14 protein-coding genes and 1 tRNA gene are annotated in these 12,972 nt (G+C 38.5%); 12 read left to right on the top strand and 3 right to left on the bottom strand.

Going from position 1 to position 12,972, the window contains the following annotated elements; translation table 11 throughout:
- Nucleotides 1-162: 162 nt before the first annotated feature.
- Entirely contained in the window at nt 163-597 is a 435-nt protein-coding gene (locus AC4PHI_RS11640) for a LysM peptidoglycan-binding domain-containing protein (RefSeq protein ID WP_492200000.1), read from the bottom strand.
- 243 nt (nt 598-840) lie between these two features.
- A complete protein-coding gene (locus AC4PHI_RS11635; RefSeq protein ID WP_492199999.1) occupies nt 841-1,293 on the bottom strand; it encodes a hypothetical protein in 453 nt (150 codons plus the stop codon).
- Between the two features lie 594 nt (nt 1,294-1,887).
- Here AC4PHI_RS11635 and AC4PHI_RS11630 point away from each other — a divergent pair.
- The 9 genes from AC4PHI_RS11630 to rplT all read left to right on the top strand — a co-directional run bounded on the left by AC4PHI_RS11630 (nt 1,888) and on the right by rplT (nt 7,418).
- Entirely contained in the window at nt 1,888-2,469 is a 582-nt protein-coding gene (locus AC4PHI_RS11630; RefSeq protein WP_492201592.1) for an LOG family protein, read from the top strand.
- Nucleotides 2,466-3,140 carry an NAD(P)H-dependent oxidoreductase gene (locus AC4PHI_RS11625; RefSeq protein ID WP_492199998.1) on the top strand — a complete coding sequence of 225 codons (675 nt, stop codon included), beginning with the start codon at nt 2,466-2,468 and terminating at the stop codon, nt 3,138-3,140. The genes AC4PHI_RS11630 and AC4PHI_RS11625 overlap by 4 nt, the downstream gene beginning before the upstream one ends.
- A gap of 12 nt (nt 3,141-3,152) precedes the next feature.
- Nucleotides 3,153-3,338, top strand: coding sequence for a hypothetical protein (locus AC4PHI_RS11620; protein ID WP_492199997.1), 186 nt, complete (start codon nt 3,153-3,155; stop codon nt 3,336-3,338).
- Nucleotides 3,339-3,468: 130 nt separating this feature from the next.
- Nucleotides 3,469-4,218 carry a metal ABC transporter ATP-binding protein gene (locus tag AC4PHI_RS11615; RefSeq protein WP_492199996.1) on the top strand — a complete coding sequence of 250 codons (750 nt, stop codon included), beginning with the start codon at nt 3,469-3,471 and terminating at the stop codon, nt 4,216-4,218.
- Nucleotides 4,202-5,053 carry an iron chelate uptake ABC transporter family permease subunit gene (locus AC4PHI_RS11610; RefSeq protein WP_492199995.1) on the top strand — a complete coding sequence of 284 codons (852 nt, stop codon included), beginning with the start codon at nt 4,202-4,204 and terminating at the stop codon, nt 5,051-5,053. Before AC4PHI_RS11615 ends, AC4PHI_RS11610 begins: the two co-directional genes overlap by 17 nt.
- Nucleotides 5,050-5,985 (top strand): metal ABC transporter substrate-binding protein, encoded by a 936-nt coding sequence (locus tag AC4PHI_RS11605; protein WP_492199994.1) that lies wholly within the window; start codon nt 5,050-5,052, stop codon nt 5,983-5,985. The genes AC4PHI_RS11610 and AC4PHI_RS11605 overlap by 4 nt, the downstream gene beginning before the upstream one ends.
- Before the next feature lie 284 nt (nt 5,986-6,269).
- Nucleotides 6,270-6,791 carry a translation initiation factor IF-3 gene (gene infC / locus AC4PHI_RS11600; protein ID WP_492199993.1) on the top strand — a complete coding sequence of 174 codons (522 nt, stop codon included), beginning with the start codon at nt 6,270-6,272 and terminating at the stop codon, nt 6,789-6,791.
- Nucleotides 6,792-6,817: 26 nt separating this feature from the next.
- Entirely contained in the window at nt 6,818-7,021 is a 204-nt protein-coding gene (gene rpmI / locus AC4PHI_RS11595; RefSeq protein ID WP_126809858.1) for a 50S ribosomal protein L35, read from the top strand.
- Between the two features lie 37 nt (nt 7,022-7,058).
- Nucleotides 7,059-7,418 carry a 50S ribosomal protein L20 gene (gene rplT, locus AC4PHI_RS11590; protein WP_492199992.1) on the top strand — a complete coding sequence of 120 codons (360 nt, stop codon included), beginning with the start codon at nt 7,059-7,061 and terminating at the stop codon, nt 7,416-7,418.
- Between the two features lie 289 nt (nt 7,419-7,707).
- Here the strand turns inward: rplT and AC4PHI_RS11585 are convergent.
- A tRNA-Thr gene (locus tag AC4PHI_RS11585) sits at nt 7,708-7,780 on the bottom strand.
- 460 nt (nt 7,781-8,240) lie between these two features.
- On the opposite strand from AC4PHI_RS11585, the gene AC4PHI_RS11580 reads away from it, so the two are divergent.
- From AC4PHI_RS11580 to nrdD, 3 genes are all read left to right on the top strand, one after another.
- Nucleotides 8,241-9,158 carry an ABC transporter ATP-binding protein gene (locus tag AC4PHI_RS11580; RefSeq protein ID WP_492199991.1) on the top strand — a complete coding sequence of 306 codons (918 nt, stop codon included), beginning with the start codon at nt 8,241-8,243 and terminating at the stop codon, nt 9,156-9,158.
- Nucleotides 9,155-10,249: an ABC transporter permease gene (locus AC4PHI_RS11575; protein WP_492199990.1), complete on the top strand. Its 1,095-nt coding sequence runs from the start codon at nt 9,155-9,157 to the stop codon at nt 10,247-10,249. The genes AC4PHI_RS11580 and AC4PHI_RS11575 overlap by 4 nt, the downstream gene beginning before the upstream one ends.
- 516 nt (nt 10,250-10,765) lie before the next feature.
- A complete protein-coding gene (gene nrdD, locus AC4PHI_RS11570; RefSeq protein WP_492199989.1) occupies nt 10,766-12,958 on the top strand; it encodes an anaerobic ribonucleoside-triphosphate reductase in 2,193 nt (730 codons plus the stop codon).
- The last annotated feature ends 14 nt before the right edge of the window (nt 12,959-12,972 follow it).

Raw genomic sequence — 12,972 nt, 5'->3', positions numbered from 1 at the left:
TTGCTATCTGTTGAGTAGGGCGTTATTATGTTTACGTTATCCCATTTCTGAAATTGTCAAAGATTAAAAGGGCTGAGTCAGATAAAAATAAAAAAGTCTTGGAATCTGTTGATGTTAACAGACTTCAAGACTTGATTTTTTTCACGGTTCATCTAAAGGTGTTTACTTGATGACCAGTGTTTGTCCGGCGGAAAGAACATTACTGCTCAAACCGTTCAATTCCATCAATTCATCAATGCCGATCTGATACATGGCAGAAATAATGGTCAAACTTTCGCCGGGCTGTACCACGTGGACTTCAGGTGAAGCAGACTGATAGGTAGTGCTTTGCTCCGCTGCAGAAGTCTCTGCCGCCATCACTTGCTCAGGGGCATCATTAGCAGCTTCGTTCGTTTTGGTTTGGTCTTTCTTTAGCTGTGTGTTCACTTTTTTCTCAAATGTTTCTTGCCGGTAAATCAGATAGCCAACTCCTAGACTATTTAAAATTAAAAGAAAAATAATAAATAATAGCCATCGTCCCGTTGAACGAGTTTCTTTCTGTCTTCTAGGTCGGTTTCTATCAGACAGACGGGACCAATCTTCCCTCTTTTCTTCCATTAATCATTCTCTCCTATTCAATTTCCTCCGTTTATTATACAATAACTAATTAAAAAATAAAGATACAAAACCATTGTAGACGATTTCATTTTGTTTTTGTGGCCAGTTGGCTTCCCTTGACGCAAAAATCTTCAGTTTTGATATTTAATTAGTAATCAAATATGTTTGTTCTAAGCGAGCGGCATATAAAGCCCTGGATCGTTGTTAATCGTAAAGTCGGCCTCTGATAATGTTGCTTTTTTATCATTTCATATAGGGATAGACATACTCTTTGAGTATATTCCTGCAATATTCAATTTGTTTTTCATCATTGTGGGATAAAAAAGAGTCTGAATTTATATTTTCATTTTTATTAAGGTAGACTAAACTTGACAATAGTTCGAAATATTTATCTTTAGACAACTCTGTTGGTCTATATAAATTTAACTTGTTTAACATATCTATTGTTTTTTCGATATCATTATTGATAGCAATATCATCTAAATCAAATTTTTCCGAGGAGATTCTTTTACTTATCTTCAAGTCTATTTCGTCCGAAACTACTTTGTGGTCTTTCCATGTAAAATGAAAACCTAGACTAATATCAAATTCTTTCAGTAAATAAAAATAACTTTGCATAAGCGACGATTTATTATAGCAGCTTGCATAATGAATTTTAGCCGTTAGACTATAAAAAGTTTTATCCACATTATTCATTGGTGTCACTTCCTCTCTGTTTAAATCAATTATATTTTTAAATTTTATACATCACTTTTTTAAAACAATTTATAAATAAAGTACCCTAAACATGCACAAAGAGTATTAGTCATCAAGTTATTTATATCTGTGATGGGCACAGTTATCTCCTTCTTTATATGATAATAGTATCACCAGTGGTAAGGTAATTGAAATAAAAGTAGAAAAATTCAAAATAGTTTAAGAATTATGTACATACTAAACGGAGTTGATAATAAAGTAGGACTGCTGGTTCGGTCTCGAACCATTTTCTAACTGGTTTTCCGAATTAAATAAACACAAAAATAACCTTTTTTAAGTTTTTTTATCAGTGCCACAAGTTGCACAGCACATCCTAATGACAGTTGATTTGTTTAACAATTTTTAGCCCGTTTTTAATTCTGGTTTTTCGAAAGCTGTCCACTGCCCTGAAAAAAATCATGAGCAATTTTTAGAAAAAAATATCCAAAAGATGGTAGCATAGAAGGTGGTCATCCTTCATTAAAAAGACGATGATACATTTATCGAAAAGATGACAACTTAAACGAATTTCATACAAAAAGGAGTTTTAATATGATTAAACGTATCGCTGTTTACTGCGGTTCGACTGTGGGGGATAGTCCTGTTTATGGAAAAAAAGCCTTAGAACTAGCAGAGTGGATGACCCGACACCGCTATGATTTGGTATACGGCGGGAGCAAGATTGGTTTGATGGGTATACTTTCTACGCGTCTTTTGAAAAACGGGCGTGAAGTTTTTGGTGTTATGCCTGATTTTTTAAAAGACAAAGAGTTGGTACAAGAAAATTTGACACAACTATATATCGTTGACGACATGGCTCAGAGAAAGAAAAAGATGATGGACTTGGCGGATGTCTTTTTAGCAATGCCCGGTGGACTTGGGACATTGGAAGAAATCACCGAAGCAGTTTCCTTGAGTCGTATTGGTCTCCATCAGAAACCTTCTGTTTTTTTTAATGTGGACGGATACTACGACAAGTTGGAAAACTTTTTCGATACGATGACTGCTGAAGGATTTTTGGATGAGGAAAATCGCCGGACGATATTGTTTTCCGATTCACTGGAGGAAATTTATCACTTTATTACAACTTACCAGCCGCCAAAAGCTGGTGTTTATGATAAGCAGGTGAACCATTGAAAACATTAATCATTATTTCCCATCCGGAAATTGCCAGTTCACAGTCCCAGCAATTTTTGCTTGAGGCAGTGGCAGATCAAGAAAATATTACTGTACGTCATTTGGAAACTATTTATCCAGAGGGAAAAATCAATGGAGCAGAGGAACGTTTCTACATCAATCAACACCAGCGGATCATCTTTCAATTTCCATTGTACTGGTACAGCTCTCCGGCAATGTTGAAGCATTGGCAGGATGTAGTGCTGGACGAAAGCATGATGGATATGTGGAAAGGAAAAGAGTTTGGTTTGGTCGTCTTGGCTGGGATACATGAAAGGGAGTTTCGAGCTGGCGGCAGGGAAAAGGTGACTATGGATGAATTATTACGTCCCTTTCAGATGATTGCGAATAAATTCAGCTGGAATTATTTGCCGGCTTTAAACATTCATCAATTTAATTATCACACTGAACATGAAAAAAAAGCATTGCTTGTCCGTTATCGACAATTATTGACATTGCCAAACGAATCTTTAAACGAGCGGACAAACTGGTTTATCCGCCAATTGGGAAAACTGTCCGAAGAAAAATCAGATCCTGTACAGAAGCAACGTTTCACACATCTTATTGACTTGCTTTATGACAATCAGGAAGAAATAGAAAATTTAAAAACAATGCGTGATGCACTGGATTAGAGGTTTGAATATATGGAACAAAATAACTGGTTTGAAGAAGAACTGAAAATATTGACATCAGAAGCGGCAAGTTATCAAGAAAAAGCTTTGATGCAAGAATTAGGAAAACTAATTACTGAGCAATATGCTCGTATCGAAATATTGCACGGAGAAATTGACGGTATCATGTGGAGTCCTGACAAGTGGAAAGCAAAATAAATCATCGAGTTAAAGGCAGAGGAGAAATTATCTCCTCTTTTTTTTTGTTGAAAAAACAAACGATTTTATTTTTTAGGCTTGCCTAAAAAATAATTGCGGTGTACAATTGAAAATAGAAAGAAGGGATAACATGATCGAAGTAAAGGATTTGAATGTGGCATATTTTGGAAACAATGTTTTTGATAATCTCAATGTTTCTATTCCGCTGCATCAATCAACAGGAATTATCGGTCCAAATGGTGCGGGGAAATCGACCCTGTTGAAAGCAATGCTGTCAGTCGTTGCAAAAAGTCATGGGGAAGTTTTGATTGATGGACAGTCCATTGAAAAGTTTCAAAAAAAAATCGCCTATGTTCCCCAACGCAGCGACGTTGATTTGACTTTTCCGATTACTGTCTATGAAACGGTGTTGACAGGTACCTTTCCTACTTTATCTTTTTTTAAACGACCGGGGGAAAAAGAAAAAAAGATAGCACTAGAGTGTTTAAAGAAACTATCCTTGGAAGATTTAGCCGGTCGTCAAATCGATGCTCTTTCCGGCGGACAGTTGCAAAGAGTTTTTATTGCGAGAGCGTTGGCCCAGCAGGGGGACTTTTTATTTTTGGATGAACCTTTTGCCGGAATCGACATGCTCAGCGAACGGTTGATCCATGAGGTGTTAGACGAGTTGGTTAAGAACGGTAAAACTATTTTGACGGTCCACCACGATTTGAACAAGGTAAAACATTATTTTGATTATCTGCTGATTGTAAATAAGAGAATCATCAGTGCGGGAGAAACGAAAAAAACATTTAATATTAACAATATTCAAAAAGCATACGGACAGCAGTTCGGAGATGTATTATTTGCAAAGGAGGGGAAACATGGAGTGGCTGTTTAGTGTGGCAGATTATTTTAATATGCCTGTAAGTATGTTGACGGCATTGTTGGCCTCAATTATTTTGGGAATCACATCCGGCATTCTTGGAAGTTTTATCGTGTTGAGAAGATTATCGCTGATGGGAGATGCCTTATCCCATGCTGTCTTGCCCGGAGTGGCAGTTTCCTATATGCTGGGTATCAATATGTTGTTCGGGGCCACTTTTTTTGGCTTGCTTGCGGCAGGGATGATAGAATTTATCACCAAAAAAAGTAAAATTAAAACAGATGCGTCCATCGGTATCATCCTGAGCAGTTTTTTTGCTCTTGGAGTTGTTTTGATTACAAAAGCTGAGAGCGGGACGGATTTGAATCATATTTTGTTTGGCAATATTTTAGCTGTGACACCCAATGAAATTTTACAATCTTTGGTCATTCTCGTGATTGTTCTGGTAATTGTCACAATTTTTTATAAAGGTTTTTTTGTGACTTCTTTTGACCCGGTAGTTGCCAAAACTTACGGAATGAATACAAATTTTTATCATTATCTGCTGATGTTTTTATTGACGATTTTTACGGTGTCTGCTTTGTCTCAAGTGGGTATCGTCTTAGTGGTAGCATTACTGGTCACTCCGGCAGCAACTGCCTACTTATGGTCCAAACATTTGAACCACATGATCGTCGGAGCTTCTTTGCTGGGAGTGATTAGTGGCATAGGAGGCGTTCTGCTGAGCTTTTATTATAATGTTCCTACCAGCGCGGCAATCGTGCTGATTGGCGCAGCGATTTTTGTTGTTTCCTTTGTGTTGTCACCTAAGAATGGCTTTTTCAAACAAGGAAAGAAGGTGATTGGATGAGAAAAAAATTAGTTATTTGTCTGTTGTCTTTCGCTAGTCTATTTATTTTGACTAGTTGCGCAGGGAAGCAGAATGAATCAAAAAATGCAGGGACTGAATCTGATCTACTGAATGTTGTCGCCAGCTATTCAGTGATTGCTGATATGGTGGAACAGGTAGGTGGAGACAAGGTTAGTGTGACCAGCATTGTTCCGCGAGGCACAGACCCCCATGGTTATGAGCCTACTCCGCAGGATACATTGGCCATCGAAAAAGCTGATGTGATTTTTTACAATGGCTTAAATTTAGAAACCGGCAAAGGCTGGTTTGATAAGTTGATTAAGAACGGGCGCAAAGAAGAGGTGAGCTTTCAAGTGTCCGAGGGTATTGCTCCGGAGTACTTGTCAGAAAAAGGTCAAGAGACTCAAGAAGATCCCCACGCTTGGCTATCGTTGAAAAATGGTATCCAGTACGTGGAAAATATCACAGCCTCTTTAATCAAAATAGATGAAAAAAATAAAGATACTTATCTCAGTAATAAGGAAGCCTATGTGGAGAAATTGGAAAAGCTTAATCAAACAGCTCATGAAAAATTGTCGGCAATACCTGAAAATAAAAAAGTATTGGTCACTAGTGAAGGAGCGTTTAAATATTTTGCAAAAGAATATGGATTAAAAGCGGAATACATTTGGGAAATCAACACCGATACCCAAGGTTCACCAGATCAGATTGGCAAAATCACAAAAATCGTTAAAGATAATGATATCCCTGCACTGTTTGTTGAGACAAGTGTGTCTCCAAAAACGATGGAAGCTGTCTCCCGTGAAACGGGCGTGGCAATATTTGAAACGATTTTTACCGACTCTTTGGCAAAAGAGGGCACCATGGGAGATAATTATATTGATATGATGACATGGAATATTGATAAGATTTCAGAAGGACTTTCCCAATAAGAACAGGAACAGCTTGGAGCTATTTTTCTTCAAGCTGTTTTGTTGTATTGATAAATTTTAAGGTGATATATATTTTTGTTGACAATTAGAGTAATAGTTGGTATTATTGGAAGGTCGAGAAATCAAGCAGAAGCTCCCGCTTCTCGCCTTAGTTGATAGTATCACTGGGCTAGATAAACTTCTTATGCAGACGATGAAAATTCTGTTTAAGGGCAATTTGCGGGTTCTTTGTGAAAAGAACTCTTTTTTTCTGCATTTTTTCTCTGAAAAATATAGAGAGGTGAATGACCATAGCAAAAGATATGATGGTAAACGACGGTATTCGTGCACGTGAGTTGCGACTTATTTCTCAAGACGGCGAACAGTTGGGTGTGAAAAGCAAAGCAGAAGCTCTTCGGATAGCAGAAGCTGCGAATCTGGATGTGGTGCTTGTTTCTCCTAATGCCAAACCGCCAGTAGCTCGTATTATGGACTACGGGAAATATCGTTATGAGCAGCAAAAGAAAGCTCGTGAGGCTCGCAAGAAGCAAAAAGTAATTAATGTTAAGGAAGTTAGACTCAGTCCGACCATAGAGGAAAATGATTTTAATACTAAATTGCGCCATGCACGGAAGTTTTTGGAAAGTGGAGACAAAGTGAAAGCATCTATCCGCTTCAGAGGTCGTGCCATTACGCATAAGCAAATTGGTCATGATGTCTTGTCACGCTTTGCAGAAGAAATCAAAGATATTGCTGATGTTGAAGTTAGACCTAAAATGGAAGGCAGAAGCATGTTTTTGATGTTAGCACCAAAAACAGAGAAGTAATGATTAGATTTTGAGGAGGAAATAAAATGCCAAAAATGAAAACTCACCGCGGACTTGCTAAACGTGTTAAACGTACAGGTGGTGGCGGATTAAAAAGATATCGTGCATTCACAAGTCACCGTTTCCATGGTAAAACTAAGAAACAACGCCGTCAATTGCGTAGACCAAGAATGGTATCTGCAGGTGATTTCAAACGTATTCGCCAACAATTGACTTACATGAAAAAATAATATGTAGAAGAAACGAAAACTTGAGGAGGAATTAAAAATGGCACGTGTTAAAGGTGGATCTGTAACCCGTCAACGTCGAAAAAAAGTGCTGAAGTTAGCTAAAGGCTACTACGGCTCTAAACATACATTATATAAAACAGCAAAAGAACAAGTGATGAAATCATACAGCTATGCGTATAGAGATCGTCGCCAGAAAAAACGTGATTTCCGTAAATTATGGATTGCACGTATCAATGCAGCTGCTCGTATGAACGGTATGAGCTACTCTAAATTAATGCATGGATTGAAAGTTGCGGGTATCGACATCAACCGCAAAATGTTGGCTGACCTAGCGGTAAATGATGCAACTGCATTTACTACACTTGTTGACCAAGCTAAAGCAGCAATTGCTGAATAAACGTTGATATATCTACAATGATGAAGGCTCCTCCCATTACCGGGAGGAGCTTTTTTTTGCTATTGGCTGTGTTTGTGATTGCTAGTTGTGAGTTTTCTTTTTTTATTTTTTACCTGTAATCTTAAAAAGCTCTGCAATATAGCGTATTTTTTTAAAATATCAAAGTCTTCTAAGGAGATAGGACTTTATGGTAGTTCCCATTATCGTCCAAAGCGGGAAAAATAAAGCAAATCCGACATTTTCGACACAGGCTGGCTCCTGCTGGGAAAATGTCGGATTTGTTGTCCAGTGCCGGCTACAGGAATCGAACCTGTGACCCCCTGATTACGAATCAGATGCTCTACCATCTGAGCTAAGTCGGCAAAATAAATCTGTCTATGATTATAACACTTTTTGGCTGAAAAGGAGAAATTTTTTGCAAAAAAATCCTCCGATGTTTGTCGGAGGAAAAGGAGATTTATTTACTTTGGAGGAGTAAATAATGAAAAAATGTTAGGGTTGTTTGATTGGTATGACCCTATCATAACTTTTGAATGTGAAAAAAGTATGAACCAACAACTATAAAATCGTGACAATCTAAAGAAAAAAATGTTCCGGTGTTCATATAGTGCGTTGCTTAGCTGACACATCGCCAAAAATCATACAAGAAAAATTAAAAAAAACGTCTGCTAAAGGTAGTTTTTTCTGCTTAGGACAAACAGATTAGGACTTAAGGTGGATACCTCTAAGATTTTTTTAACGTATACTAAGGAATATACCGACAGCTCAATATCACTTTTTGCTGACATGAGAAGGACGAATCATATTTCGAGGAGGGGTTAAATGGCGAAGACCGTTTTACAAGTTAAAAATTTATCTAAACAGGTAGGGAAGAAAAAAATCCTTCGCAGTATTAATTTTGAAGTGTTTCAAGGGGAGGTCTTTGGTCTCTTGGGCCCTAACGGTGCAGGGAAAACAACGATCATCCGTGCTATTGTAAGCTTGATCAGCAGAAGTTCTGGAAAAGTACTGATCAATGGAAAAGATGTCAGCGAAGATTTTAAAGGGACTATCAGCGAGATCGGAGCCATCATCGAAAATCCGGAATTTTACATGCACTTGTCAGGCTGGGAAAATTTACAGCAATTTGCCCGGATGAGCCGCAGAGATATTTCTGATGACTGGATCAAAGAAATCGTCACCCGTGTGAAACTATCCGAGGCGATTCATCAGAAAGTCAAAATTTATTCATTGGGTATGAGACAGCGTCTAGGGTTGGCTCAAGCGCTGCTTCATCAACCATCGATAATGATTTTAGATGAGCCTACCAATGGCTTGGATCCACAAGGGATGGCAGAGTTTCGCGAGATTATCCGGGAACTTTCCGCCCAAGGCACTTCGGTATTGATTTCCAGTCACTTGTTAAGTGAAGTGCAACAGATTACCGATCGTTTTGCCATTATTGATAAAGGGGAATTGACTCACATTGAGAAGATAAGTGAAGTGGAAGAAGAAGCTCATTCGAAATATGTCTTTAAAGTATCAGATGAAGCCGCTGCTGCTGCAGTTTTCCAGTCTTTCTCACTAGAATCAAAAAGTTTGGACAAAAATGGCATAGAAGTGGTTGTTGCAGAACAGCAGGTACCGCAAGTAATAGAAGCGCTGGTCGTCCATCATGTGGGAATTTATGCTGTCTTTGCCAAGACTGCTTCCCTTGAAGAACGTTTCCTTGAGCTGACGAATGGAGGGAAGAGACGATGATGGGATTGATAAAAAATGAATTGATCAAGTTGTTCAGCCGTAAGTCAAGCTGGGGCATGCAAATTGTTTTAGTTCTATGTATGTTTGCGATGGCCTTCATGTTTGCGAAAAGCAATGAGTCCTTGAAGAATTATTACAAACAGGCTGACGTCGTCGAATTCAAAGGTGGAATGACTGCATATAAGAAACCTGATGGTACTTTGATGACTGATGAAGAGTATTGGCGAGCAGAGGATATCGGCGATGGTGAAGTAGTGGAAGTGTCATTGACTTTAGCTGAAACAGTTGATTTACTGAGCAGAAGATTGAAAAATTATCAGGATAATCCTAAAGTAAATGAAAAAGAATTGTTAAAAGCAACGCAAAAGAAATTGGATTATTATCAAGTTTACTACGATCGCAGCATAGATCCTCCCAATCCGTATGAAGGAGAAACCAGCGCAATTTTCTTCAGTCTTTTCGGTCAAATTTATGTCTTGCCGACACTTTTTTCTGTTATCGTTGCTAGTATGATTATCGCTGCAGAATTTACTGGAGGGACGATAAAATTACTGCTGATACGCCCTTATACAAGGATGCAAATCCTCTGGTCAAAGTATTTCGTGACGATTATTTACAGCATCCTTTCTTCTATTGTTATGGCAGTTTCAGCGTTCCTATGTTCCTTTATTTTGCCGAGCCAATCACTGAATGTCCCTTTGTCTGTCACGACAGGGGCAAAAACAGCCTTGACTGTAGCGGGACAATTGTTTGCCAGTAATTTTCTTTTGATGCTTTTATACATCACGATAGCTTTTTTCTTCTCAGCAGTGATTCGCTCTCAAGCTCTGGCTGTGGGCGTGGGGATGGGGATTTTATTCTCAGGAAGTATCCTCGGTCAAGTCTTGCCGGCGATGATCGAGAAGTACGACTGGCTGAAATGGATTATTTTTAATCTGCTGGGATTGAACAATCAGGTGATTGATGCCAGTTACTATGCCGGTGGGAATTTAAGTATTCCGGCAACGGTAATCGGGATTATGGTTTACATTATCTTGATTCAAGCTGCAACACTTTTTCTATTTAATAAACGTGATGTCGCTTTGACCTAGTCTCTTATCACCTGTCGATAAAAATGATGATTGAAACGTCACGACCAGCTCAGTTTATGCTAAAAAATTACGGAAATTTTTATTAATAGACTGCTCCTAAAATATCGGAACAACATCTGATATCTTAGGAGCGTTTTTGTCAATATCGTCAATAAAATATTCTGAAAGCAGAAAATCTGTGGTGAAAACTATGAGTTTATTTATGGGCATCAGCATTCGTATAGCAGTTTGCCGGAGAAAACCAGCTCGCAATAAAAAGGATTGAATGACAGAAAGTTATCAGCTAGATAAAATATTGGAGCAGAAAATGTTTTATTATGCCATTATTTACTTTGTTTTTTGTTTTTTTTAGCGTTGAATATAACCTGTAAGATAGGCTTTCCACCGTTCAAAGCTAATTCGCGATACCCCCTATATATTGTGTTTCTTATTTAAAATAAGTGTATTTTAACGCAATATATAGTTGCATTTTCTTTGCGTGTACGATAGAATATTATGAGTGAAAGGGTGGTAGAGATGCTAAATATTGTACATAAAGATAATGAACTTCTAAAGATGCACAACATGCTTCATAAAATTAAAGTAGTGAAACGAGACGGTCGTTCAGTTGATTTTGATGATGAAAAAATTTATGAGGCTTTGCTTAAAGCTGATAAAAAAATCCATGGAGAGCTGCGTCCTTTTGTGGAGGAAAGAATCCGCGAAATCGTCATGCTGGTGGATCAGGAAATCGCTTCTCGTTTCCAAGTGGATATTAAAATTTATGAAATTCAAAATATTGTGGAGCAAACGTTGCTGGATCAAAGAGAGTACGATTTAGCAGAAGAGTACATCAATTATCGTACGGCTCGTGACTTTTCCAGACGAAAAGCAACGGATATCAATTTTACCATTGGCAAGTTGATTAATAAAGATCACACACTGGTGAATGAAAATGCCAATAAAGACAGCAACGTGTTTAACACGCAAAGAGATTTGACTGCAGGAATTGTCGGCAAGTCTATCGGTTTGCAAATGCTGCCATCTCACGTGGCAAATGCCCACCAAAAAGGCGACATTCATTACCATGATTTAGATTATCATCCGTATACACCGATGACGAATTGCTGCCTGATCGATTTTGAAGGCATGCTGAATAGCGGATTTAAAATTGGGAATGCAGATGTTGAACCGTCAAAATCCATCCAGACGGCAGCAGCTCAAATTTCTCAAATCATTGCTAACGTAGCATCAAGCCAATATGGCGGCTGTTCAGCTGACAGAATTGATGAACTGCTGGCGCCATTTGCTAAAAAGAATTACGACAAACATATGAATGATGCCAAGCAGTGGATCGAAGATGAAAGTAAACACGACGAATACGCTAAAGCTAAAACAGCTAAAGATATTTATGACTCCATGCAGAGTTTAGAATACGAAATCAATACATTGTTTACATCGAATGGTCAAACGCCATTTACTTCTCTAGGGTTTGGTTTAGGAACTGATTGGTTCGCTCGGGAAATTCAAAAATCGATTTTCAAGATTCGTATTCAAGGGTTGGGTAAAGAAAAACGCACAGCGATTTTCCCTAAATTAATCTTCACGATCAAGGATGGTTTGAATTTGAACCCCGGCGATCCTAACTACGACATTAAAGAACTAGCTTTGGAATGTGCTACGAAACGGATGTATCCGGATGTTTTAAACTACGATAAAATCGTTGAATTGACCGGAAGTTTTAAAGTACCGATGGGCTGCCGCTCTTTCTTGCAAGGCTGGAAAGATGACAGCGGACAAGATGTGACTTCAGGTCGGATGAATCTTGGGGTAGTTACTTTGAACTTGCCTAGAATCGCCTTGGAAGCTGCGGGCGACAAGAAAAAATTCTGGTCTGTGCTAGATGAAAGACTTGAAATTTTGCGCGATGCTTTATTGTATCGTATTGAGAGATGCCGTCAGGCTCAGCCGGAAAATGCACCAATCCTATATATGTACGGAGCTTTCGGCAAACGTTTAGGGAAAAATGATGATGTGAATGAGTTATTTAAAAATAAACGTGCGACGATTTCTATGGGCTATATCGGCTTGTATGAAGTGGCAGCAAGTTTTTATGGCGGGAATTGGGAAAATGATTCTGAAGCTAAAGAGTTCACATTGGACATCATGCGCTATTTGAAGCGTCATGCTGACGATTGGGGCAATGAGTATGGTTACCATTTCAGTGTTTACTGTACGCCAAGCGAAAGTTTGACAGACCGTTTCTGTCGGTTGGATACTGAAAAATTTGGTGTCATAGAAAACATCACGGACAAGGATTATTATACGAATAGTTTCCATTATGATGTGCGTAAAAATCCAACGCCATTTGAAAAAATTGATTTTGAGAAAGATTACCCGGAGTATTGTTCAGGGGGCTTCATCCATTACTGTGAATACCCTATGCTGCAACAAAACCCAAGAGCTTTAGAGGCAGTATGGGATTATGCTTACGACAAGGTCGGTTATCTGGGGACCAACACACCGATCGATCACTGTTATGAGTGTGATTATGAAGGTGACTTCACTCCGACAGAAAGAGGATTTGAGTGTCCAAATTGCGGCAACACAAATCCAAAAACCTGTGATGTGGTGAAAAGAACTTGCGGTTATTTAGGCAATCCACAAGCCAGACCAATGGTTCATGGAAGACACAAAGAAATTTCTTCCCGTGTCAAACATATGAAATAAGATAATTATTGTAT

This window comes from Vagococcus sp. QWL-13 (genome assembly GCF_058683555.1).
This window is presented reverse-complemented; position numbering and strand designations above follow the sequence as displayed.